The organism is Sorangium sp. So ce726 (assembly GCF_051521405.1).
In the GTDB taxonomy this organism is placed as follows: Bacteria; Myxococcota_A; Polyangia; order Polyangiales; family Polyangiaceae; genus Sorangium.
The window spans coordinates 10,729,718-10,752,776 of sequence record NZ_CP150349.1 but is presented as its reverse complement, the minus strand read 5'-3'; the positions used below and the strand labels follow the sequence as shown (position 1 = coordinate 10,752,776).

General features: G+C 72.7%; 18 protein-coding genes. 10 read left to right on the top strand and 8 right to left on the bottom strand.

Annotated elements, in window-relative coordinates; all coding sequences use genetic code 11:
- Positions 1–154 precede the first annotated feature (154 nt).
- Genes WME79_RS39940 through purQ form a run of 3 tightly spaced genes read right to left on the bottom strand, consistent with a single transcriptional unit; the run spans position 155 to position 2,962 of the window.
- Positions 155–1,456, bottom strand: a complete 1,302-nt coding sequence (locus tag WME79_RS39940; protein ID WP_437525838.1) for a DNA methyltransferase — start codon at positions 1,454–1,456, stop codon at positions 155–157.
- Positions 1,434–2,240, bottom strand: coding sequence for a zinc ribbon domain-containing protein (locus WME79_RS39935; RefSeq protein ID WP_437525836.1), 807 nt, complete (start codon positions 2,238–2,240; stop codon positions 1,434–1,436). The genes WME79_RS39940 and WME79_RS39935 overlap by 23 nt, the downstream gene beginning before the upstream one ends.
- Positions 2,237–2,962: a phosphoribosylformylglycinamidine synthase subunit PurQ gene (purQ, locus tag WME79_RS39930; RefSeq protein ID WP_437525834.1), complete on the bottom strand. Its 726-nt coding sequence runs from the start codon at positions 2,960–2,962 to the stop codon at positions 2,237–2,239. Before purQ ends, WME79_RS39935 begins: the two co-directional genes overlap by 4 nt.
- 93 nt (positions 2,963–3,055) lie before the next feature.
- Between purQ and WME79_RS39925 the strand changes: the two genes are divergently transcribed.
- Positions 3,056–3,664: a CPBP family intramembrane glutamic endopeptidase gene (locus WME79_RS39925; protein ID WP_437525832.1), complete on the top strand. Its 609-nt coding sequence runs from the start codon at positions 3,056–3,058 to the stop codon at positions 3,662–3,664.
- A 38-nt stretch (positions 3,665–3,702) separates the two neighbouring features.
- On the opposite strand, the gene WME79_RS39920 is transcribed toward WME79_RS39925, so the two are convergent.
- A complete protein-coding gene (locus tag WME79_RS39920; RefSeq protein WP_437525830.1) occupies positions 3,703–5,034 on the bottom strand; it encodes a response regulator in 1,332 nt (443 codons plus the stop codon).
- A gap of 202 nt (positions 5,035–5,236) precedes the next feature.
- On the opposite strand from WME79_RS39920, the gene mnmA reads away from it, so the two are divergent.
- The 7 genes from mnmA to ftsH all read left to right on the top strand — a co-directional run bounded on the left by mnmA (position 5,237) and on the right by ftsH (position 14,367).
- Entirely contained in the window at positions 5,237–6,394 is a 1,158-nt protein-coding gene (mnmA, locus tag WME79_RS39915; protein WP_437525828.1) for a tRNA 2-thiouridine(34) synthase MnmA, read from the top strand.
- A complete protein-coding gene (locus tag WME79_RS39910) occupies positions 6,391–7,044 on the top strand; it encodes a hypothetical protein (protein WP_437525826.1) in 654 nt (217 codons plus the stop codon). Before mnmA ends, WME79_RS39910 begins: the two co-directional genes overlap by 4 nt.
- Before the next feature lie 190 nt (positions 7,045–7,234).
- On the top strand, positions 7,235–9,511 hold the full coding sequence (locus WME79_RS39905) for a protein kinase domain-containing protein (RefSeq protein WP_437525824.1): 2,277 nt from the start codon (positions 7,235–7,237) through the stop codon (positions 9,509–9,511).
- Complete coding sequence (locus WME79_RS39900; RefSeq protein ID WP_437525822.1) at positions 9,508–10,905, top strand: class I SAM-dependent RNA methyltransferase; 1,398 nt, start codon at positions 9,508–9,510, stop codon at positions 10,903–10,905. Before WME79_RS39905 ends, WME79_RS39900 begins: the two co-directional genes overlap by 4 nt.
- Positions 10,906–11,023: 118 nt before the next feature.
- Complete coding sequence (locus WME79_RS39895) at positions 11,024–11,260, top strand: hypothetical protein (RefSeq protein WP_437525820.1); 237 nt, start codon at positions 11,024–11,026, stop codon at positions 11,258–11,260.
- Positions 11,257–12,258 (top strand): tRNA lysidine(34) synthetase TilS, encoded by a 1,002-nt coding sequence (gene tilS, locus WME79_RS39890; protein ID WP_437525818.1) that lies wholly within the window; start codon positions 11,257–11,259, stop codon positions 12,256–12,258. The genes WME79_RS39895 and tilS overlap by 4 nt, the downstream gene beginning before the upstream one ends.
- 162 nt (positions 12,259–12,420) lie before the next feature.
- A complete protein-coding gene (gene ftsH, locus WME79_RS39885; RefSeq protein ID WP_437525817.1) occupies positions 12,421–14,367 on the top strand; it encodes an ATP-dependent zinc metalloprotease FtsH in 1,947 nt (648 codons plus the stop codon).
- Between the two features lie 151 nt (positions 14,368–14,518).
- Here ftsH and WME79_RS39880 read toward each other — a convergent pair whose 3' ends face one another.
- The 4 genes from WME79_RS39880 to WME79_RS39865 all read right to left on the bottom strand — a co-directional run bounded on the left by WME79_RS39880 (position 14,519) and on the right by WME79_RS39865 (position 20,983).
- The gene (locus WME79_RS39880) at positions 14,519–16,063 is read right to left on the bottom strand and encodes an alginate export family protein (RefSeq protein ID WP_437525815.1); all 1,545 of its coding nucleotides are present in this window, start codon (positions 16,061–16,063) and stop codon (positions 14,519–14,521) included.
- A 129-nt stretch (positions 16,064–16,192) separates the two neighbouring features.
- The gene (locus tag WME79_RS39875; RefSeq protein WP_437525813.1) at positions 16,193–17,041 is read right to left on the bottom strand and encodes a hypothetical protein; all 849 of its coding nucleotides are present in this window, start codon (positions 17,039–17,041) and stop codon (positions 16,193–16,195) included.
- Entirely contained in the window at positions 17,032–19,965 is a 2,934-nt protein-coding gene (locus tag WME79_RS39870; protein ID WP_437525811.1) for a GYF domain-containing protein, read from the bottom strand. Before WME79_RS39870 ends, WME79_RS39875 begins: the two co-directional genes overlap by 10 nt.
- Before the next feature lie 856 nt (positions 19,966–20,821).
- Entirely contained in the window at positions 20,822–20,983 is a 162-nt protein-coding gene (locus WME79_RS39865) for a hypothetical protein (protein WP_437525809.1), read from the bottom strand.
- An 89-nt stretch (positions 20,984–21,072) separates the two neighbouring features.
- Here WME79_RS39865 and WME79_RS39860 point away from each other — a divergent pair, with 89 nt between their 5' ends.
- On the top strand, positions 21,073–21,369 hold the full coding sequence (locus WME79_RS39860; protein WP_437525807.1) for a hypothetical protein: 297 nt from the start codon (positions 21,073–21,075) through the stop codon (positions 21,367–21,369).
- Positions 21,370–22,024: 655 nt separating this feature from the next.
- Entirely contained in the window at positions 22,025–23,029 is a 1,005-nt protein-coding gene (locus WME79_RS39855; protein WP_437525805.1) for a polysaccharide deacetylase family protein, read from the top strand.
- The last annotated feature ends 30 nt before the right edge of the window (positions 23,030–23,059 follow it).

Genomic DNA, 23,059 nt, shown 5'->3' with positions numbered 1-23,059 from the left:
CCCGGGGCGCCGCAGGAGGCCGGTGCTGGCCGCCTCGCGCGCTGCCCGACGCCGGCGCACCCTGCCATGAGCCCGCGCCGCGGGGCAATTTTCGGTGGCTCAGGCGCGGCGGCGCGCCTCTCGTGCGCCTGCGCCGCGGGACGAGCTTGGCGGGTCAGGCGCGGATCAGCAGGATGGCGTGCTCGTGGCGCGGGCGGCGCTGGAAGGCGCGCGCCGTGGGGCGGTGGAAGTGGGGGCGCGGCTGCGACGCGACCGCGCGGACCGCGAAGCGCGCGCTGGACGCGGCGGCCCGTACCACGTCGACCGCGTAGACCGGCGCGCCGGCGACCACGCTGTCGGCGATCAGCAGCACGAGCGGCGCGCCGCTCCGGAGGACGCGCGCGAGCGCTGCGAGCACGCCGCTGAGCTCATCGCGCCAGCGCGCGCGGCCGGCCTCGGGGCCGAGCGGGTCGAGGTGCCGGCGGGCCCCGATCTCGTCCTGCTCGAAGCGGGCGCTGCGGAGCCGGAGCCAGCGCAGCCTCGCCTCGTGGTGGGCGAGGTAGTCGTACACGCCCGGGTAGGGCGGCGACGTGATCGCGAGGTGGATCGAGCCGGTCTCCACGCCGCGGAGCACGCGCGCGTCTCCCTCCTCGACGAGCGCGGGCGGGCTCGCTTCGAGCTGTGCTGCGACCTCGGCGAGGCGCTGGGCGAGCTCCTCCGCCTTGCGGATGAAGAGCCGCGCCGGATAGCCGGCGGCGATCCGCCGCGGCAGCTCGTGCTCCGACGTGTCGGACGTGCGGCGGCTGAGCTTCGTCAGGATGGCGGAGAGGACGAGCTCGAGATCCTCGCGGAGCGCGTCGGCGCCGTGGCCCGCGATGCGGTCGAGGCCGACGCGGAGCCCGTCGAGCTCGAGGAGCACGTGTGGCTCGAACAGGGCGACGTCCTCGGGGCCGTACCGGCGGCTCGGACCGGCGCGCGCCTTGCGGCGCTCATCGGCCGCGGCCGCGACCTCGCGGGCGGCGGCGACGAGCCGCTCGCGCTCGCCGGCGGTGCTGCCCTGGACCTTGAGGCGGGCGAGGCGCACGGCCAGCGGGTTCGCGTCGACGCCGATCGCCGCCCGGCCCGCGAGCCGGGCCTCGACGAGGACAGTGCCGCTGCCGCAGAAGGGGTCGAGCACCCGCTCGCCCGGCCTCGAGAGGCCCTCGATCAACCGGCGGGCGGTGTCCGGGTGCATCCGGGCCGGGTAGCTGTGGAACCCGTGCACGTGCGCGCGCGCCGCTTCCTCCGCCGTGCTCGAGCTGGCCACGTCGAGCGCGTGGGCGAGCTTCGCGGCGCTCTCGGGGTCGCCCTCGAGCAGCGTCGCGCCGCCGATGTGGGTCAGGGCGCGGCGCTCCTGGGGCGCGGGCCGGCTCGCGCGGGCCTTCTGCTGCGGCGGGCCCGGCTTCGGCTTGGGATCAGCGCTTCGCGGGGTCGACATGGGCGGTCCGTTGCGTCAGGGGCTCGGCAGCGAAGGCTTCCTCTTCGGCGGCGAGGGCGTGCGCCACGCTCTCGGCCCCCGCCTCGCCCTGGTCTTCGTCGCGCGCCGCGTCGACGCGCAGCTTCGGCGCATAGCCGAACTCGCCTTCGGGGCTCACCGCGCCGCGCACGACGTCGTTGACCTCCAGCAGGGCGAGGAGCTCCTCGGCCTGGGACTCGGCGATGCGGAGGGTCGACGCGAGCCGGCCGGCGGTGAGCGGGCCCTCGGCCTGGCGCGCGACGTCGGAGGCGACGGAGACCCAGGCGGCGTCGAGCGCGGGCGCGATGTCCCGGCTCCGCGACTTCGCCCGCCGGAGGGCCCAGAGGGCGAAGGCGCCGACGGGCGCCATGGTGAGGAGGCCAGCGGTGAAGAGCCCGACGCTCGCGCTGAGGACGAGCAGCAGCACGGCGAACAGGAACAGCTCGAAGCCGAACAGCGCGCTGGCCGCGACGCCGGCGGCGCGCCAGACCGAGCGCGCCGAGGCCGCCGCGCGTGCCTTCTGGAGCAGCGGCGCCTCGCGGCCGGATCGCTTGACGCGGTCGTCGGCGACGGGGACGCGCGGGCCTCCGCAGGCGTCGCACACGAAGCGCAGCTCGGGGTGCGTCGAGACGCCGGTCACGCCGCTGCAGTGCGGGCAGGCCTCGGCGTGCGCGGCCGCGCCGCACTGCGGGCAGCGATCGCTCTCCGGCGCGAGCGCCGCGTCGCACACGCGGCAACGGGCGGCGCCGGGCGACGCGTCGCTCACGGCGCGCTCGCGGATGGGGCCGAGCGGGCGCCGCCCACGCTGCGCAGCACGGCGTCGAACAGGGCGCGCCCATCGGCGGAGCCGTGGCCCTGGAAGGGCTCGCTCATCCGTTCGGGGTGGGGCATCAGCCCGAGCACGTTCCGCCGGGGCCCGCCGTAGATGCCGGCGATGTCCATCGCCGATCCGTTGGGGTTCGCGTCGCCGCCGACCAGCCCCTCCCGGTCGCAGTACTGCAGCGCGATGGCGCGCTCCTCGACGAGCTTGCGGAGCGTCTCCGGATCAGCCTGGTACCGCCCTTCGGCGTGGGCGATCGGCAGGCGGAGCACCCGCGGCAGGCCGGTCGTGAACGGCCCTTCCGCGCGCGGCGTCACGAAGACGTCGCGGCACTCGAAGCGGAGGTGCGCGTTGCGGGTGAGGGCGCCCGGGAGCAGCCCCGCCTCGGTGAGGATCTGGAACCCGTTGCAGACGCCGATCACCAGGCCGCCGCGCTCCGCGTGCCGGCGGATGGCGGGGACGATCTGGCTCGTGCGCGCGATGGCGCCGCAGCGCAGGTAATCCCCGTAGGAGAACCCGCCGGGGATCGCGACGAGATCGGTGCCTGCGGGGAGCTCGGCGTCGCGGTGCCAGGCGGTCGACGTGCGGACCTGGAGCACGTCGCGGAGCGTATGGATCATTTCGGCATCAGCGTTGGAGCCCGGGAAGATGACCACGGTCGCGTGCATGGGCGTCGACGTACTCCGGTTGCCGGCGCTCGGCCAGGGGTCCTGACGGCGCGCGCGGCTTCACCGTCTTCTTTCGGCGTGCCATGATGGGACATGGCGTCGCGATGGGCGCGGACCGGTCGAACCGACGCGACGGTGCGGGCGGCGTCCGGCTATCTCGTCCTCGCGGCGCTGGCGATCTCGCTGTGCCTGGTGCTGCGGGATGGATTGCCGTGGATCCACCCGAGCCCGTGGCTCGCGCTGCCGCCGCTGGCCGCGCTGCTGATGAGCGCCACGCTCGGCCTCACGCTGGCGGCCGGGGTCGTCGTGATGACGCGCGTCGCCGTGGCCCGGTTCAGCTGGGCCCGGCGCCTGCACGCGGAGCTCCGCCCGGTCGCGCGCGACTTCTCGCTCGGCCAGATCCTGCTCCTCGCCGGCCTCTCGAGCCTGGGGGAGGAGCTGCTCTTCCGCGGGCTCCTGACGCCGCTCCTCGGCGTGCCGCTGAGCGCGATCCTCTTCGGGCTGATGCACCAGATGCGCGGTCCGAGCCGCTGGGTGTGGATCGGCTGGGCGGTGGGCGTGGGCGCGGGGCTCGGCGCTATCTTCGCGGCGACGGGGTCGCTCGTCGGGCCAATCCTGGCGCATGCCGTCGTGAACGCGGTCAACCTGAGCTACCTGCGCGATCACGATCCGGGCGAGGTGGAGCAGCAGCCGACGCTTTAGATCGACGCTTCCGCTTCGTCGCTGTCCCCGTTCCTGCGTCAGCGTTTCTTCGCGTCGGGGCGGGGCGGTCTGGCCGGCGCCGGTCTCGGAGGGATCGGGGTCGCACGCGGCGGGCCTTCGTGGCTTGCCGGCTGGGTCTCTGGGGGAGCGAGGGTCCCGCGGGAGAACTCGCCTGTCTCCACGGCGCTCTGCCCCTCACGGCCTGGCGAGGACGGTCGTGAGGGCGGCGTTCCGCTCCGGCCTGGCGAGGACGGTCGCGAGGGCGGCGGTCGGCTCCCGCCTCGCGGGAGCGTCGGAGGCTCGCTCTCCTCCACGCGTATGCCGCGCTGGCTCGACGGCTTCGCTGTCCTGCGGGCCAGCGAGGGCAGCGTTGGTGGCGCCGCCGGGGTCGCCAGCTCGAACTCGAAGTTCAGCTCGAGCGACGGCGGCCCATCGGAGATCGCCACGCCGGGGTCGGAGCTCTTCTGTGGCGCAGGGGTGGGCCCGCGGCGCAGGCGCTCCTCGGACAGGACGCGCGACGACGGCGGCGCGACGTCGTCCAGAAGGGACGACGGCCCGCCGAGCGCCGTCGTCGCGCTCCGGGGCTCCGGACGGCGTCGCGACGGCGGGAGTGGCAGCTCGACGCGGGCGCTCTCGTCCTCGAGCCGGGTCGCCTCGAGCAGGTATGCCGCGATGGATGTCCGCTCCGCGGGCAGGGGGCGGATGCCTGGCACGAACGCGAACCGTCCGACCTTCCAGCTGAGCATGGTGCGGAGCGCGGCGAGCGCCGAGGCGCGCGTGCCTCCCACGGTCCCCTCGACGATGCACCCTTCGGCGATATCCAGCTGAGCCCGACGTTTCTTGCTGCTCACCTCGAACACCCCCGACCGCCGCTCCATCTCGAGCACCGTGAGGACCGTCGCGATGGACATCTGGCTGAGATCGCCCTCGATCGCGGTCTGATCGACGGAGGTCGGGATGGACATGAGGCTGTCCCGCCGCTGGCGCAGGCGCGACGCCATCTGCACGAGCGCCCCGATCTGCGCGACGACCTCGCCGACCCGGAACGGCTTGGTCATGTAGACGTCGGCGCCCACGTGGAACCCTTCGAGGCGGGCCTCCTGGTCGTCGAGCGCGGAGAGGAACAGGAAGGGGGTGACCGATACCCGGGACGGCTGGGTGCGCACGTTGCGCGCGACCCAGTAGCCGTCGTGGTCGGGCAGGCCGATGTCGCAGACGATGCACTCGGGCTCCAGGGTGCAGGCGGTGGAGAGCCCGGCCTCCGCGGTGGCGCAGAAGATGACCTCGTAACCTGCCTCCCGGATCGCGGTGGCGAGCAGGTCCGCGATATATTCCTCGTCCTCGATCACGAGCACGACCCCGCTCGGCATCTGGCAGACGGTACACGCGCCCTGCGGGGGTGGCCAAGGGTGAATGGCGGAGAGCCAGCCTGATCATTCACCGGCGCGCCGCCGTCCCGGCTCCTCGCGCCAGCCCTCGCCGCAGCGCCCCGCGCGAGCTCGCCGCGGCATCCCGTGGGCGTTCGCCCGCGGCGTCCGGCCGCGGCGAGGAATCCACGCTATAAGAACGGAAATGGCAACACTGGTCCGAGAGGCCGACGGTACGGCGCGGCCCGGCGAGCGGGCCTCCTCGGGGGCCCGCGTCTTCATCGCGATGAGCGGCGGAGTCGACTCGTCCGTCGCGGCGGCGCGCCTCTGCGACGCTGGGTACGAGGTCGTCGGCGTGACGCTGCACCTCTGGGACTACCCCGACGACGGCAGCGTCAAGAGCCGCTGCTGCGCGCCCGAGGATCAGCACGACGCCCGCCGGGTCGCCGACCACCTCGGGATCCCGCACTACACGTTCGACCGGCGCGCCCTGTTCCGCGAGCACGTCGTCGACCCCTTCGTCGAGGCTTACCTCGCGGGTGAGACGCCGAGCCCGTGCGTGGCCTGCAACCGTTCGGTCAAGCTCCGGGAGCTGTTCCCGCTGGCGGAGCGGCTGGGGGTCTCGTGGGTCGCGACCGGCCACTATGCGCGGGTCGTCCTGGAGGAGGGCGGCGCTCGCCTCTACCGGGGCCGCGATCGGCACAAGGATCAGAGCTATTTCCTGCACATGCTCCGGTCGGACGAGCTGTCGCGGCTCCTCTTCCCGCTCGGCGATTCGACCAAGGACGAGGTGCGCGCCGAGGCGATCGCCCGCGGGCTCCCGGGCGCCGAGAAGGGGGAGAGCCAGGAGCTCTGCTTCATCCCCTCCGGCCGTTACGCGCCGTTCGTGGCCGAGCGCGCCGCGGACAGGCTCCGGCCCGGCCCCATCGTCGATCGGGACGGCCGCGTGGTCGGCGCACACGGCGGGGTGCACGGCTTCACGGTGGGCCAGCGCAAGGGCATCGGCGTCGCGCTCGGCCGGCCCGCGTTCGTCGTGGGCCTCGACCCCGCGTCGGGCGCGGTGCACCTCGGCGACGAGGGCGATCTGTACGCCGCGGGCGCCGAGATCGCCGACGCCGTGTGGTGCGACGACGCGGTCTTCCCCCTGGAGGCCGAGGTGCGGGTGCGCGCGCGGCACGAGGCGGCGCCTGGCATCATCGAGCGGCGCCGCGACCCCGCGACGGGCGCGGAGAGCTTCGTGGCGCGGTTCGCGAGCCCGGTGCGGTCCGTCTCCCCCGGGCAGATGGCCGTTGTTTACCGGGGCGATCGCGTCCTCGGGGGAGGCCGCATCAAGGCGGCCCTTCGCTCGCAGGTGGCGTCATGAGGGCCCATGCGCTCGCGCCCCTCGCCTGCGCGTTCTCGCTCGGGTGCTCGCTCGGGCAGGGGGAGGGCGAGGTCGTCAGCGAACGGCTGCGCGCGGCCGGCTGCTGGGACGACAGCTACGACATGAGCCCGGACTTCTTCGCTGCGGTCCCCTACCGCTCCACATTGCAGGTCCGGGTGCAGCGGGGGAGCGACCTGCAGGAGATCTCGGACGGGCTCGCGGTCCTGATCGATGATGTCGACCTCATCCGCGGGAACGGGACCGTGAACAAGCTCGACGTCGACCTGAGCGTCGGGCTCCCGCCCGGCGTCGAGCTGCCGGGCTCGCCTCCACCGACGCCGAAGCCGGAGGGGCTCGCGCCGCTCGTGCACATGGCGCTTTACCTCCAGCGGTCCTGCCACAACCAGAACATCGTGCTCTACGCCGTCGATGGGACCATCAAGTTCCAGGCGCTGTTCAGCGGCGATCCCAACGAGACGGACGCGGTCGACAAGTACACCGACGCGACGTTCGACGTCTGGGTCGGCGATCCGCGCGACGCAGGGCTCGGTCACCCAGCGGACGCCATCCCTCGGGAGCTCCTCTCGCGGGTCACCGGGGGGTTCCGCTTCTACTTCGAGCGGGGTCAACCTGGGCAACCGTTCCCCTGAGCCCGTCACGACTCCGTCCTGGGTCTCAGGGGGTGTCCCACCTGTCGGGACAGGAGCCTTCAGTGCCCAGGTGGATTGAAGCTGACCATCTGGAAGGTGTCCTGGCCGAGACGACATGGCAAAGCGCTGCGAACTCGCGGTAAAGTAGTGACCGCTCATGCCCCAACCCCCGCCTCGACCCGCATCGCGAATGGGCGGACCTCCAAGCCCCGGGTCGACCAATTCATCGCCTGAAGCGCGCGCGAAGGAGTCCGAGAAGCAGCAGGGGACGTACTTCCTGGGCCGTTACCGTGTGGTCGACGAGATCGGGGTGGGCGGAATGGCGAGCGTTCACCTGGCTCGCATGGATGGCCCGGGCGGCTTCCAAAAGTGGGTCGCGATCAAGCGGATCCACCCTCATCTGGTCGAGGACGATCAGTTCGTCGACATGTTCCTGGATGAGGCGCGCATCGCGGCTGGCATCAACCACGCCAACGTCGCGCAGGTCTTCGACCTCGGGAAGGACGACAACACCTACTGGATCGCCATGGAGTACCTCCACGGCGAGCCGCTCCGGGAGGTGATGCGCCGCGCGGAGGAGCGCCGGCTGCGCATCTCGCCCGAGCTCGCAGCGCGCATCTGCTCCGATGCCGCAGAGGGGCTTCACGCCGCTCACGAGCTGCGCGGAAAGAACGGCCAGCTGCTCGGCCTGGTGCACCGCGACGTCACGCCGCACAACCTGTTCCTCACCTACGACGGCTACACCAAGGTCGTGGATTTCGGGATCGCCAAGGTGGCCGACCGGCTGTCGTCCACCCGCGCGGGAACGCTGAAAGGCAAGTTGGCCTACATGTCTCCCGAGCAGGTGCGCGGCAACGAGGTCGATCGCACGACCGACGTCTTCGCGCTCGGGGTCGTCCTCTGGGAGCTCACGACGAACCAGCGCCTCTTCCGGATGGACACGGATCTCGACACGCTCGAGAAGGTGCAGGCCTGCGTGGTCCCGCCGCCGTCCACGATCGTGCCCGACTATCCGATCGAGCTGGAGAGCGTGGTCATGAAGGCGCTCGCCAAGCACAAGCACGATCGCTTTCAGACCGCGCGTGAGTTCTCGCGAGCCCTGCAGAATTTCCTGATGAGGAGCGGGATCTTCGTTGGCTCCGAAGAGGTCGCGCAGTTCGTGCAGCAGGTGTTCGTCGATCGCATCCAGAAGCGCGAGGCGCACCTCGCGTGGGCGGCCGAGGTGACGTCCACCATCAACGTCGAGCAGGTGCGCGCCCGCAGCTCGACGACGGCCACGGACAGCGTCGGGCTGCGCAGCCGCGGTCGGGAGCCTGAGCCGCAGCAGCGCCTCACGCCGCCGCAGATCCTGCGGCAGAACGCTCCGCCGGCGAGCGGGATCGCGCCGGTCGGGCGCCCGCAGCCGAGGGACGCGGACGACAGGCAGATGGTCGCCTCATCGCTGATGGATGACGATGAGGATGTCCCGACGACGGTCGCGACGCGCGAGCAAGCCGAGCCGGTGCGATCCCTTCCTCATGGGGAGCGCCCGATGGTGCGCCCCGCGGCAGGCATGGTGCCCGAGCCGGTGCCAGCGCAGTCTCGCCAGGCCGGCGTCCAGTCCGGCATTCCCACGGTGCGTCCTGGCATGCCGACGGCGCGTCCCGGCTTTTCGCCCGCATACCCGAGCCCACCGCGCATGCCCGGCGGTCACGACCCTGCGCCGCCTCCGCTCTCCTCGAGCCCGTACTCTCCGCGCGACTTCGACGCCGGCGAGCTCGCGCCCCTTCCCAAGGGGGGCCTCCTGGACAGCGATCTGGGCAACCCGCTCGCGTCCACGCTCGCGCTCCCATCGCAGGATCCACCGCCGGTTCTGCAGGGCGCGAGCGACCCTGCGCGTCACGCGCGGGTGACCAGGACCCCTGCCGTCGCTGTGCCGTCGCCGGGGCACGCCGCCGTCCCGTATGCGCTCCCGTTCAATGGCCAGGGCCATGCCGCAGCCCATGCGCCCCCTGTCAGCTCGCCGGTGCAGACGGCACCGGCGCCGATGACCGTGGGACAGGCCCAGCTGTTCGCGTCCGCGGCGACAGCGCAGCCCCCACAGTCGCAGATCGAGACCGCGCTCTCCCTGCCGCGCCCGGATCCGGCGGCCATCTGGGCCGCCACGCAGGACGCGGCGTCCAAGGGGAACGGCAGGAACACGCTCGTGCTCGTCGCCGTCATCACCCTCACCGTGCTGTGTGTGCTCGGTATCGGCGCGCTGATCTACATGAAGACGAGCGCCGTGCACCCCTCGCCCTCCAGGGGCGTAGACGCTGTCCCTTCACCGCCTGCCTCGACGGACGCGACCACCACGGGCCAGTCGAGCTCCTGCGTGCAGGGGAGCCCCACGGGGGACTGGCGGGCGCGCGGTCTCGCTCTCCGCGACCGAGCGCCCGTCGTCCACCCCGGCCGGATCAGCCTGCAGCGCCTTACGATGAAGGGATGAAGTCTGTCCACCGCCGCTCGAACGGTGCCAGGGTGCGGCACCGCCCCAGCGAGCGAGCTCAGCTGCGTATCGAGGCGCTGGCCGCCGGGGGTGCGGGGATCGGTCGGCTTGCGGGCGAGGTCGTCTTCGTCCCTGCGACCGCGCCGGGGGATCTTGTCGAGGTCGAGCTCGACCGGAGCGCACGCCCGGCGAGGGGCCGGCTCCTCGGTATCGTCGAGCCGAGCGCCGACCGCGTCGCTCCGCCGTGCCGCTTCGCTGAAGCCTGCGGGGGCTGCGACTGGATGCATGTCCGTATCGAGGCGCAGCAGGCCGCGCATGAGCAGATCGTCCGGCAAGCCATCGCGCGGGCGACGTCGCTCGCCGAGGCCGATCTGCCGCCGATCCGCGTCCATCCGGCCCCCCAGCCGCTCGGCTACCGGTCGCGGGCGAGGTTGTTCGCGCGCGCGGAGCGCGGCGAGGTGCGCGTGGGTTATCGCGCGCCGAGGACGCACGCCGTGGCGGCGGTCGATCGCTGCGTGGTGCTGGTCGACGCGATCGCGCCGCTCGCCGGCGAGCTGCCCGGCGTCCTCCATGGGGCCGTAGGGGAGGGCGATGTCCTGATCTCGCTGGGCGCCTCGAGCCGCCCGGTGGTCGAGATCCTGTGGCGTGGCCAGCTGCCGCCGGCCGTGTGGCAGCGGCTGGACGAGCGTACGGCGCGCGGGGAGTGGGCCGGGGCCCGCGTCACGCTCGACGGCGCGCGCGAGGCCGCGTCGTTCGGCGATCCGCGGCCCGCGATCCTGGGAGCGGACGGCCTGCCGCTGTTCCTGGCGCCGGGCGGGTTCGGGCAGCCGTCCGAGGAGGGGGCGGCCGTCCTCGCCCGCCGCGCCGCCGAGCTCGCCCACCTCGACTCCACCCGGCCCCCGCACGTTCTGGAGCTGTTCGCCGGCAGTGGGACGCTCTCCGTGCTGCTCGCGCGCGGCGCGCAGCGACCCTCCCCGGCCGCCGAGCCCGCCGGGGCTGCGGCCTCTGGCCCCCCGGGGCTCGCGTCCTTCACAGCCGTCGAGCTCTCGTCCGCAGCGGTCGCTTGCCTGCGGCAGAACCTCGCTGCTCGAGGCCTCGCCGGCAAGGCGATCGAGGCGGACGCCGATCAGTACCCGATCCCGGCGCGCACCGACGTCGTGGTGCTGGATCCGCCGCGCAGCGGGGCTCCTGGCGCGGCGCGCGCGATCGCCGCATCGAGCGCGCGCGTGGTCGTGTACGTCTCGTGCGACCCGGCCACGCTCGCGCGCGATCTGGGCGGGATCCTCCGCGGCGGCTTCGAGATCACGGACATCGAGGCGGTCGAGCTCTTTCCTCAGACGAGCCATATCGAGTCGATCGTGAGGCTCTCCCGCGCCCGCAGATCCGCTCGCTGATCCGAGCGGGCATGCCGGCGTGCTCGCCGCGCCGAGCGCTGCTCCGTCGAGCTCGGCCGGAGGGCCGTGCGCAGCCGCGTGGCGCCGTCGCCCGGCGGCTTGCGCTACGCTGGCAGGGATGATTCACCACCTCGACGATCGGCTCCGCGAAGAGGCGCAGCGCTATCGTCTCGTGTTCGCCTGCCCCGATTGCGCCTCGTTCGATCCGGTGGCCCCTGACCCCGACGAGGCGGGCGCCGGGCCGCCTGGCCGCGGGCCTCGTTGCTCGCTTGGCTACCCGGTCGCGCCGCACCTGAGCACCTCGCTCGAGGATCGCGACGAGATCATCTTCTGCAAAGCGTTCGAGCTGCGATGAGCCCTCCTGCTGGACCTCCCCCGCCGCCCAGGCGGGGCCGGTCGCACCCCCCGTCGCTGATCCGCCTCGCCGAGCGGCTGATCCGGGACGAGCGGCTGCTCGCTCGCGGCGACGTCGTGCTCTGCGCCTGCTCCGGAGGCCCCGACTCGACCGCCCTGCTGCACGTCCTGGCGCTGCTCCGGCGGCGGATCGGCCACGAGGTGGTCGCGCACGGCGTCGACCACGGCCTCCGCGCCGCGGCCGCGGCCGAGCTCGCGATCGCGCGCGACCTGTCCGAGCAGATCGGGGTCCCTTACGCCGAGACCCGCGTGGACGTGGCTCCCGGCGCGAACCTCCAGGCCAGGGCGCGCGCCGCCCGGTTTGCCGCGCTGGCCGCTGCCGCGGCGGCGTACGGCGCCCGCGCGATCGCGACCGGCCACACCGCGGATGACCGGGCCGAGACGGTGCTCTTGCGCCTGCTGCGGGGCGCGGGGCCGCGTGGGCTCGCCGTCCTGCCGCCGCGCGCCCCGCTCCCTTCCGACGTCGCTGGCGCGGCGTGCCAGGACCAGGAGCCGGGGTCGGCGGCGAGCATCGAGCTCATCCGCCCCTTGCTCCAGGCCCGCCGCGCCGACGTCCTCGCCCACCTCGGCCGACATCGACTGGCGTTCGCCGAGGATCCCAGCAACAGGGATCCCCGTTTCACCCGCGTCCGCGTCCGCCGCGAGCTCCTCCCGCTCCTCGAGGACCTGTCGCCTGCGATCGTCGAGCACCTCTGCGCGCTCTCGGACATGCTTGTCGCCGGGCGAGATCGGCCGCTTGGCGGCGATCCAGACGTCCTCGACGGCAGCGAGCCGCTGTCGATTCCGCTCGGTCGGGCGCAGCGATTCGCGATCGAGCGGGCTCGCAAGCTGGGGCGGCCGCTGCGCGTCCGGGTTCGCGGCGGCGAAGAGATCGCCGTGGGCTTTCCAGAGGAGTCCAGCGTGCTTATCGAGGACGGGTCTGCGCGTCGCGGGACCTGACCGCATGCACCCCACCCGCGGCCCCTGTCGAGTCCCCTTTTTTCGCTGTGTCACCGCGGGGACGCCTGCGGTCGACGACCGAGCTGACGGGTGGCATGCTGACTGGAACACGCGTACAATTTCAGTACACGCCGGCTCGCCGCGCGAGCTTAGAGGGTCCTCGTGAAGCAATCGCACAAGACGCTGCTGCTCTGGGTTCTGCTGATCATGATGTTCTTGGCGATCTGGCAGTTCTTGAGCCCGGATTCCCGGCCCGCCACACAAGTCGCGTTCAGCGAGTTCATGGCCCAGGTCCAGGTCGAGGCCAAGGACAAGGATCCGCACGTCGAGTCGGTCACGATCAAGGACCGCGAGTACACCTTCTGGGTCAAGGACCCGAAGAGCGGGACGAAGACGAAGAAGGTCACGATCGGGCCTGACAACGCCGACGAGATCACGAAGACGATCGTCGACAACAAGGTCGCGGTGTTCTTCGAGAAGGAGGAGACGTCGCCGTTCTGGCCGGGGGCGATCATGTACCTCCTGCCGACGGTCTTCCTGCTCGTGATGTTCTATCTGTTCATGCGCCAGCTCCAGGCCGGCGGCGGCAAGGCGATGAGCTTCGGCAAGTCGCGCGCCCGGCTGCTCAGCGAGGCGCAGAACAAGGTGACGTTCGCCGACGTCGCGGGCATCGACGAGGCGAAGGACGAGCTCGAAGAGATCATCGCGTTCCTCAAGGACCCGAAGAAGTTCCAGAAGCTCGGCGGCCGGATCCCGAAGGGCGTCCTGATGATGGGCCCCCCCGGGACGGGCAAGACGCTCCTCGCGCGCGCGATCGCCGGCGAGGCGGGTGTGCCGTTCTTCTCGATCTCCGGCTCGGATTTCGTCGAGATGTTCGTCGGCGTCGGCGCGAGCCGGGTGCGCGATCTGTTCGAGCAGGGCAAGAAGCACGCGCCGTGCATCATCTTCATCGATGAGATCGACGCGGTCGGTCGCCACCGCGGCGCGGGGCTCGGCGGCGGTCATGACGAGCGCGAGCAGACGTTGAACCAGCTGCTCGTCGAGATGGACGGCTTCGAGTCGAACGAGGGCGTGATCATCGTCGCCGCGACGAACCGCCCCGACGTCCTCGACCCCGCGATCCTGCGGCCTGGTCGCTTCGACCGGCGCATCGTCGTGAATCGCCCCGACGTGCGCGGCCGCGAGGGCATCCTCCGGGTTCACACGAAGAAGGTCCCGCTCGGTCCGGACGTCGACATGGAGATCCTGGCGCGGGGCACGCCCGGGTTCGTCGGCGCCGACATCGAGAACCTGGTCAACGAGGCGGCCCTCCTCGCGGCGCGTCAGGACAAGGACGTCGTCTCGATGGCCGACTTCGAGATGGCCAAGGACAAGGTGCTGATGGGCGCCGAGCGCCGCAGCATGGTCATCAGCGACGAGGAGAAGCGGACCACGGCCTACCACGAGGCCGGGCACGCGCTCGTCGCGAAGCTCCTGGAGAAGTTCTCGGATCCGGTCCACAAGGTGACGATCATCCCGCGCGGCCCGGCGCTCGGCCTCACGCAGCAGCTGCCGAAGGAGGACCGGCTCAGCATGTCGCGCGACTTCGCCAAGGCGCGGCTGTCGGTGCTGATGGGCGGCCGCGTGGCGGAGGAGATCGTGTTCGGCCAGTTCACGACGGGCGCGGGCAACGACATCAAGCAGGCGTCGAACCTCGCGCGGCGCATGGTGACCGAGTTCGGTATGAGCGACGTGATCGGGCCGATCTCGTACGGCGCGGACGAGGAGAGCGTGTTCCTCGGGCGCGATTTCACGAGCCGGCGCCGCGACTACTCGGAGACGATCGCCAACCAGATCGACGACGAGGTGCGGCGGTTCATCCTCGACGCCCACGCGGAGGCGCGGCAGCTCCTCACGGACAACCGCGAGATCCTCGAGCGGCTCGCCACGGCGCTCCTCGAGCGCGAGACGCTGGACGCCGAGGAGGTCGACGCCATCGTCGGGGGCCGCGAGCTGCCGCAGCGCCAGCGCGTCGTGATCCCGAGCTACAGCGATCGGGATCGCGCCGCCAAGGAGAAGCGCCGGGCGGCCAGCATCTTCGGCACCCCGAAGCCCGCCCCGAGCACCTGATCCCGAAGCGCGGGGGTGGCACCCGACGCCTCGGGAGCCACCCCCCGCGTACCTGCGGCGCCGCGCGGCACGATGCGGCGCCCCGAGCCCCCTCGATTCCCTTCCCCAGCAGAAAAGCGGCGCGCGCGGCCGGCGTACTCCCCGGATCGCCTCAGGGGGCGGTCAGCGTTGCCTGCAGGAACGCCCACTGCTGCAGATCCGCTGGGCGGCCGTCGTTGTGCGCGCGGTTCGCCTTCGTGAAGATCGCCTGGGCGCCGTCACCGAAGATGAACAGGCCGTAGCCGAGCGCGAGGCGCAGCGGCTCCCATGGCTGCAAGGCGAGCGAGACGTCGATCTCGTGGCCCAGCACCCGGCTCTCGTTGTCGCTGGCGGCGCCGACAGGGAGGAGGCGCGCTGTCACCCACCTGCCCCTTGGAGAGGCGAGGCCGACGAACGTGTATCCGGCGGAGACGGTCAGCGGGTCGAAGGGCGAGGCGCGGACGCTTCCGCCCCCCTCGATCACGTTGGACCACGCGTAGAGCCCCATGGGGCCGTGGTTGTTCTGGGCGTCGGGCAGGATCGGATCGAAGCGGCGCTGCGTCTCGCCCACCTCGAGCGCGCCATCGTCGCCCGTCGCGTAGGCGCCGCGGGCGCTGAAGGTGAGGTGGGCGGGGAGCGCCGTCTCGAGCTCTGCCCGCGCTGCGGCCGCGAACGCGCCGAGAGCGCGGTCGGCCGCGAACGTGGCCACACGGCCAAGCTCGTACGCCCCCTCGACCGCGTAGCGAAAGCCCCGGCGATCGCCGGAGACGCGCGCGTCGAGGACGACCGTGTCGCCGGGCGTGAGCCAGGTCGGGCGCGGCTCCCGGGTGATGCGCGCGAGCGCCGTGGCCTCGAGGTGGAGCAGGGGAGCGAGCCGCCAGATCGCGTTCAGGCCGTAGAGCTGGGCGCCTGTCCCGGCGGCGATGGGCTTGCGCGTCCCTGCCACCTCGGGCGGCGCGCCTCCTGGCGCAGCGAGGAGCACGGCCATCGCCTCGATGTCGACGTTGCCGAGCTGCAGCCCTGCGCGCACCGCATCGAGCGATCGCCCGGTGAGCGTCTCGTCGTCGGCTCCGACCAGGCGGCCATCGCCCCACGCGATCCGCTGCCGGCCCAGCCGGAGGAAGGCGCGGCGCCCCGAGCGTGTGCGCAGATCGATGTACGCCTCGTAGGGCGCTGTCTCCGGGAGGGCCGGCTCACCCGGCCCGACGAAGATCGCGTCGTCGTTCCCCCAGAGCCGCGCGTCCTGCAGCGTGACGACGCCCGTGACGGGGCCGCGCTCGACGGTCAGCCCGAGGCGCGCGCGCTGGGCGAAGAACCACTGTGTCTTGACGACGTTGCCCGTGTCGCTGAGCGGCGGCAGCGCGCCTCCGAAGCCCTCGGCGAGCACCGCGTTCGAGCTGTAGACGTCGCCGCCCGTGTCGACCGGGTACCGGCGGAACTCTCCGCGGAGCCGGAACTCGACCGAGGGGCGGAACGTGAACCCGCCGACGGCCAAGGCCTCGGACTGCGGCGACGCCTGCGCCGCCGCCCTCCTGGGCGCGAACGTGAGCGCGAGGAGCGCCGATCCCAGAGCGATGGAGGCGAACGGCAGGGATCGGATCATCAGCGAGGAGGGCTGGAGCGCGGGGTCGTCGGACTGCAGATGTGCGGCCAGGACCGCGGCGTTCAGGCGGGCCACGCTCCTGGATCGCTCGCGGAGGATAGGCGTCCCGATGCGCGTCGGACAAGTGGGGAAGCGGCTCCGCTCTCCCCGAAGCCCCGGCGTCCGGCGGGGACAGCTGGCGCGCCGTGCGCCATGCTGACGACGTCAGGGATCGAAATCGTCCTCGCCGTGCGACGTCGGTGGCTTCGGCGGCTTCGGGGCGGCCCCTGCGCTGCTCCCGCGCCGCGGCGGCGCCTTCACGCTCCTGGCGGGCTGCTTCGGCGGCGATCGGCTCGCCGCGCCCTGCCGCGCCGGAGCGTCGCCCGAATCGACGGCGAGCACCAGATCGAGCGTGAGCTTCGACGCCCTGCCGGCGTGTCGATCCGCGGCCGCGCCCGCCTCCGCGATCACGCGCTCGGCCGCCTCGAGCTCGTGCTTCACCTCGCGACGCTGCGGATCGTCCGCGAGCGCCTCTGCCCACGTGGCCGCCAGCGACGCCCGCTTCTTCTCGAGCTCCGCGGCGCGGTTCGACAGCTCGCCGAGCTGCTTCGACGTCGCGAGGGAGCTCTTCAAGGACGCCTCGAACGCCGCGATGGTGTTCCTGTCCTCCGCGTCCAGCGAGCGCCCGCCTCGGGCGCTCACGATCCGCGCTTCTGGCACGAGCTCGACCTGGAGCAGCACGCCCGCCGCGCGGAGCTCCGCGGCGCGCGCGCGCGCCGCTTCGAGCGCCGCCTTGCCGTCCGATTTCGGATCGAGCCCCAGCGCGCGCGAGAGCTCGGTCGGCGCGGCGTTCGAGAGCTCCTCGGCCTTCAGCGACTCGTCGCGGAGCGCCCGGGTGGCCTCGAAGAACTCGTCGTAGGGCTGCTTGCCCGTGCGCAGGGCCCGCCCCTGATCGAGCAGCGAGACCTGCGCGGTGCATGCGGCGAGCAAGGGTGCGTGCGGTGCGACCAGCAGCAGCGCAAGCGCCGCCGCGCGGAGCTGGCTCGCGCGGGCCGGCGGCCTCGTCACCCACATTGGAGGATGACCCCCCAGAGCTCATAGCTCGCGGCAGGCTTCGAGAGGAACACCACGCCCACGTAGCCCGATCGCGACGATACGCCGAGCACGCCTTGCCCGAAGTTGCCGGCCGGCGGCGAGAGCGCGATCGGATCCCCGACCGGGGAGAAGTCGGCGGCGAGGGTCTGCGCGCGCATGGCGCGGCTCCCCGGAGGGCCTTCGGTCCACACGAGGAGCCAGCGTCCATCGCCGAGCCCCGCGATATCCGGCGCGAAGGCGTCTCCCCCGGGGCCGCCGGAAGGGAGCGGGATCACCTGGGTCGACCTGGGAATGGTGCCCGGAGCGGCCTGCCCGGCGCGGATCTCCCATCGTCCATCCGCTGGACGATCGGCAAAGACGACGGCGAGCGCGCGCTCGTTCCATCCGAGCGATGGCTTGCCGATCGAGCCTCCGGAGCCGGTCACCCGGGTGAGCTCGCCGACGGGCTTGCGCTCGGCGTCGAGCCAGCCTGCCCACACGGCCTTCTCGCGGCGGAACGCGACGGCGTAGCCGCCGGCGCCGGCGGCGAGCGCGCGCGGCGCCTCGAGCGGCTCATCCCCTTGCACCGGCCAGAGCGGGGAGGGGGCGGCGTCGGGAGCATCGGCCGCCACCAGAGCGCCGTTCGCCAGACCGACGACGAACGACCTCGGCCCCGGCACGCTGACAGGAGAGCGGATGGCCTGCTGCGCTGCCGTGAGGACGGTGAAGCGTTCCTCGACCGGCGAGATGCTCACGATGTCGGCGGCCTCTCGGTTCGAGAACCGCTCGCTCCGCTGCCCGGTCGCGGGATCGATCTCGAGGCCGACGGCCTCCATGGGGCTCTTCGCGTACCCCACCACGAGCTTGCCGCCCTTCGTTGCCGTGACCTCGAAGGGGATGCTCTTCGCAACGAGCGGCGCCCATGGCTGGGGCTGACGCGCCACCCAGCAAGGCTTCGGCGGGACGGGGATCGCCGAGCGCGCGGCGTCCTGCGCTGCGCCGAGCGCTGCGCGCGCCGTCCCGACCGGCGACTGGTGCGCGGTCGTGACGGAGCGGCGACCCGCGAAGAAGGCGACGACGCTCATGAGCACCGCTGCCCCGCAGAGGCCGACGAGCGACGAGACCGGCACGGTCACCGCTGCAGAGAGCCCCTTGCCGTCGCCGCGTCGCGCCGCGAGCGCGCGCGGGTTGAGCGCTGTCGGGCCGTTGCCCGATCCGGGGACAGAGCCCCGATCCGAGCGCTGGCCCGAGGCCTGGAGCGCGTCCGCAGCCGCCGCGCTGCGCTGCGGGTTCGGCAGCCCCGGCAGCCCCAGCCACGAGCGCATCGCCGAGTGCCCCTGCCCCTGCCCCTGCGACGCGCTCGATCCGACGCCGACCGACGGGATCGTCGCGTACTCGCGGCGCCCCATCGGCGCCTCGGCGGCCAGCGGAGAGCGCTTCGTCTCGCTGGGCACGGGCGGCGTCGGGAGCTCCGGGGTCTCGCGGTGCAGCACCGTGGTGGAGGGCTCCGGGGCGTCGCTGCGATCGCGGCCGTCGCTGGCCGGCGTGTCCTCGGCGCTGCGGGGCGAGGGACCGTCGGTGGACGTCGCTGGGCTCGCAGGGCGAGATCCAGGCGACGCCATCGCCGTGGGGGCGGCGACCGTGACAGGCGCAGCTTCGGCCGGCGGGGTCGGCCCAGCGAGGGGCAAGGTCGGCGTCGCCAGCGGGGTCGACGGCGCGGGGGGCGCTGCCACCAAGGGCGTGGCGCGAGGCGCGTCCGCAGGGGGGCGCGGCGGCGGCGCGGGGAGCGCTCCGAGACGGACGAGGGCCTTGGCGCCGGCCGCCGTCTGATCCGACGCTTCAGGCGCGCGCGGGCCAGCAGGCCGCCTCGCGGCGACCGCGGGGAACCGGACCGGAACTGGAGGTGGCGGCACGGAGCGCTTCCCCGTCGGCGCGGGGCGCTTCGTGGCGCGGCCGGGGCTCGAGGGCGCCGGTGGCGTCGCCGAGAGGGGCTTGCCGGCGCCCTGATCCGCGCCGGTCGTCGCTCCGCCGCGCCCGTCGTTCTGCGGTGCAGCGCCCGCCAGCGCCGCGTCGCGATCGAGGGGGAGAGGCGGCGGCCGGGGCGGTCTCGCCTCCGCGCGCGGCGTCGTACCGCCCGCGGCTCTCGGCGCTGCACCCGGGCTGCTGGGCGCGGCCGTGCCGGCCGCGCGCTTCGGCGGCGCCGGCTGATCGCCATCCGTCGTCGCGCCGGCGCTGCCTGCGTCTGCGACAGGGCGCTGACCCGCCGAGGTCTCCTCGGGTTCCTCCGCCGCCGAGGGGAGCTTCGGCGCGCGTGGGATCTCGGTCGTTCCCTGGTCGCCGGGCGAGGGACCGTCGTAACGGGGCAGCTGGGTGATCGCGCGGGCGACCCCCGCATCGAACGTTCCGCCTGCGGCCGGCACGACGATCGGCGCGTTCTGTCCGCTGGCCGGCGCGTCTGCCGGCGCTTCGACGCCCGTGAGCGTCCTCATGGACTCGCGCTTGCGCGGCGGCGGGGGAGGCGGCTGCGGTCGCGTGGTCGCCCGGCTCGCGTGCTGCGGCGCCGGCTTCCGCCCGTTCGCGGACCTCTCCGCAGGCGCCGGGCCGATGGGCTGACCGCTGCGGGCGGGCGCCGGACCCAGATCCTCGATGAGCTCGATCTCCAGCGCGGCGCCGTCCTCGCGAGCGGCCTCTTCGGCCTCGGCGGCCGGGCCCTCGGGTGCCGCGGTGCGCGCCTCGGGCTTGCGCCGGAGCTGGGTGGCGTCGGCGAGCTCCGGAAGCCTGGACGCGGGCGCCCACGCGTCCATGCCCTTGCGCCAGACGAGCGTGGAGCCTGGAATGATCCCGGCAGCCAGCGCGCGGCGCAGCTCGGCGGTGCTCAGGCTCCGCTGGACGCCACGCTCATCTGTCCATCTCCACGCGCTCAACGGGGGCCCCTCCGCCAGCTGGTAGAGCGCCGGAATTTCAGGACGTGAACCACGACGATCGCGATCGTACCGCGCGTCGTTTGCAAAGAGATCTTCTTTCGTGCGCCCACGCAACCGCACGTCCACTCACGACGAAGATCGCACTGGTATCTCATGAGCCCTTCCAGCGCCCTCGTCGCCGCAGTCCGCTCCGTGGTCGCCGTCGCTGCGCGCACGCTCAGCCCGCCGGCCTGTGCGGGCTGTGACACCCCGATCGCGGATGCCTCGGTCTTCTGCGCCGATTGCGCGCGGACCTCCGTGCCTTACGCAGAGGGGGCGCCGCGAGGAGCGGGCACGCGCGCCGTGGCGGGGGCACCTCTCGTCGCGTTCGCTCCGTTTGGAGGGGCGGTTGCGGAGGGGATCCGGCGCTTCAAATATGGAGATCGTCCGGATCTCGCCCGCCCGCTCGGCCGGTTGATGCTCTACGCGGCGCGCGATGCGGAGATGCGCGTTGACGTCGTTGTCCCGGTGCCGCTGCATCCGCGTCGTCTCGCCGAGCGCGGGTACAACCAGGCCGCCCTGCTGGCCGCGCACGTCGCTGACGGACTCGCGGTGTCATTCGCCCCACGGGCCCTCTGCCGTGTCCGTCCCACCGCGCAGCAGGCGCAGCTCCCGCGCGATCTCCGCCTTCAGAACGTGGCAGGTGCGTTTCGCGTGCACGCGCCTGAGCGCGTCCAGCGCCGGAGGGTCGCGCTCATCGATGACGTGGCCACCACGGGGGCCACGCTCGCCGCGTGTCGAGATGCGCTCCTCGGCGCGGGCGCAGCTTCGGTGACCTACCTCGTCCTCGCGACCGCCGAGAGCGGGGCGGGCGAGCTCAGAAGCTCACCTCCGTCAGCACACCGCACTTGACGCGGACGGTCTTGCCCTCGGTGAGCCATCGCGTGCCGTCGCGCGTCGGCTCGCCGAGTCGAACGAAGAAGCGCCCGCAACGCACCTCGACGGGTCGCTCGCTGGGCCCCACGGGCACGCCCGTCACGTAGACGGTCGCATTCCGGGAGGAGTTGAGCTTGAGCAGGCCGTGGCCCTTTCTCGGGGTCGGCGGAGTCGTCGCTGCAGCGTCGACGGATGGCTGTTGTTGAAGGGTTGCCGTCTCGGTGGCTGGTGGTGCTGGAGGTGCTGCTGCCTCGGTGGCTGGTGGTGCTGGAGGTGCTGCTGCCTCGGTGGCTGGTGGTGCTGGAGATGCTGCTGCCTCGGTGGCTGGTGGTGCTGGAGGTGGCGCAGCCTCGATGCTTGGCAGTGCTGGAGGTGGCGCAGCCTCAGCACGTTGCGTCGGGGATGCGGTCGGCGTCGGCTGTGCCGTGGCGCCGGTCGCGCTCGCCAGCTGCACGGGGACGGCTGCTTGCTTTGAAGCCACAGCGGTGAGGCTGACAGGACCGCCGGTGGTCACGATCGCCGGTCGAGGCGCTCGGCTGCGTGCCGCCAGTTCGGGCAGGCTCGTCTCGACGGTGTACACCCCCAGCGCAAACAGGATGGTTGCTGTCGCCAGCGCAACTCCGGCGGTGCCGAGCGGCGAGAGCGGCTTCGTCGACAGAGGCGCCGCGACTGACTCAGGTTGAGGCGAGACCGAACCAGGTTGGGGCGAGGGCGGCTTCGACGGGGGGCCATCGTCCGACCCAGGTTGAGGTACGTCCACGCCTGTCGACCCAGGTTGAGGTAGGTCCGACCCAGGTTGGGGTCCGTCCCACCCAGGTTGAGGTGCATCCGACCCAGGTTGGGGTACGTCCACGCCTGTCGACCCAGGTTGAGGTAGGTCCGACCCAGGTTGGGAGGCGTCCGGGGGGGCGTCCGCGTCCGTCGAGAACATCGGGCGCCACTTTAGCGGGATCCCTGCCGCGCCGGATTCCCCCGGTCGGCGGCCCACCCGCCGGAAGCGCAGAAGCTTCTCCGTCGGAGCCGGTCTCGAGAGCAAGCACGAACGCCGATTGTGTGCTGGAATACACTCGTGTACGTCGTCGCACACCCACTGACGTGGATTCGCCGGAGGTTGCCGCGCGGTCGTCGTGTTCTGGCTGCCGGGGTGCTCGACACCCTCGGGCTCCTGGATCGCTTCCTCTGGCTGCGCGCGAAGCTTCGGCTGCCCGTGCTCTCCGTGTTCACCTACCACCGCATCGCGGAAGTCTCGGAGGTGGACGAGCTCGATCCGGGGGTCGCCGAGGTGAGCGCGCGCGAGTTCGAGGAGCAGCTCGCGGTCATCAAGACGCACGGCACCGTGGTGTCCCTCCGGGATGTGCGGCTCCTCGCGAAGGGGCGGAAGCTCCCGCCGAACCCCGTCATGGTCGCGTTCGACGACGGCTACCGTGACAACCACGACGTCGCGTTGCCCCTCCTCGAGCGCGCGGGGGTCACGGCCACGTTCTTCATCGCCACCGGGTACCCCGACAGGGGCCGCCTCTTCTGGTGGGATCGCGTCGCGCTCCTCATGCACCGGTGCCGTCGGGCGCGCGTCGAGATCGCCTACCCAGCGACGCTCGTGCTCGAGCCGCTGCGCGACCCGATCGCCGCGGCGATGCTCGTCTGCCAGACCATCAAGCGCACCTTCGGGGTCGACATCGGACGCCTCTGGGACGAGATCGAGCGCGCCACGGGGGTGTCGATCGACCTCGGCGAGGAGCGCGCGCTCGCGACCAGGACGATCATGGACTGGAACCACATCGGGGCGCTGCGCCGGGCGGGTATGGACGTGCAGTCGCACTCGCACAGCCATCGTGTCCTCCAGACGCTCTCGCCCGAAGAGGCCACTCGCGATCTTGCGCGCTCCCGCCGCGTGCTCTCCGACGCCCTGAACGAGGCCGTGTATGCGGTCGCGTACCCCGTCGGATACAGCCTGTGCGGCGCCTTCCATCGCGCCGTGAAGGAGGCCGGCTTCGAGATCGGCTTCACCAACAACTCCGGCCTTTGCATGCTCTCGTCCTTCGACCCCCTGAATTTCCCGCGCATCGCCATGGACCGTGGGCAGATCGGCGCGCTCTTCAAGCTCAAGCTGCTCATCGGTCAGCGGCCCGGCTCTCGGGCCGGCCGCTGATCGAGCAAAGACCGCGCGCCGCTCCGCCGC

Excerpts from the sequence above, each read along its gene's own strand:
- WME79_RS39910 (WP_437525826.1), top strand. The coding sequence starts at position 6,391 with ATGAGGGCCCATGCGCTCGCGCCCCTCGCCTGCGCGTTCTCGCTCGGG.
- WME79_RS39900 (WP_437525822.1), top strand. The coding sequence starts at position 9,508 with ATGAAGTCTGTCCACCGCCGCTCGAACGGTGCCAGGGTGCGGCACCGC.
- WME79_RS39940 (WP_437525838.1), bottom strand. The coding sequence starts at position 1,456 with ATGTCGACCCCGCGAAGCGCTGATCCCAAGCCGAAGCCGGGCCCGCCG.
- purQ (WP_437525834.1), bottom strand. The coding sequence starts at position 2,962 with ATGCACGCGACCGTGGTCATCTTCCCGGGCTCCAACGCTGATGCCGAA.
- WME79_RS39875 (WP_437525813.1), bottom strand. The coding sequence starts at position 17,041 with ATGTGGGTGACGAGGCCGCCGGCCCGCGCGAGCCAGCTCCGCGCGGCG.
- mnmA (WP_437525828.1), top strand. The coding sequence starts at position 5,237 with ATGGCAACACTGGTCCGAGAGGCCGACGGTACGGCGCGGCCCGGCGAG.
- WME79_RS39895 (WP_437525820.1), top strand. The coding sequence starts at position 11,024 with ATGATTCACCACCTCGACGATCGGCTCCGCGAAGAGGCGCAGCGCTAT.
- WME79_RS39905 (WP_437525824.1), top strand. The coding sequence starts at position 7,235 with ATGGGCGGACCTCCAAGCCCCGGGTCGACCAATTCATCGCCTGAAGCG.
- WME79_RS39920 (WP_437525830.1), bottom strand. The coding sequence starts at position 5,034 with ATGCCGAGCGGGGTCGTGCTCGTGATCGAGGACGAGGAATATATCGCG.
- WME79_RS39860 (WP_437525807.1), top strand. The coding sequence starts at position 21,073 with ATGGCTGTTGTTGAAGGGTTGCCGTCTCGGTGGCTGGTGGTGCTGGAG.
- WME79_RS39925 (WP_437525832.1), top strand. The coding sequence starts at position 3,056 with ATGGCGTCGCGATGGGCGCGGACCGGTCGAACCGACGCGACGGTGCGG.
- tilS (WP_437525818.1), top strand. The coding sequence starts at position 11,257 with ATGAGCCCTCCTGCTGGACCTCCCCCGCCGCCCAGGCGGGGCCGGTCG.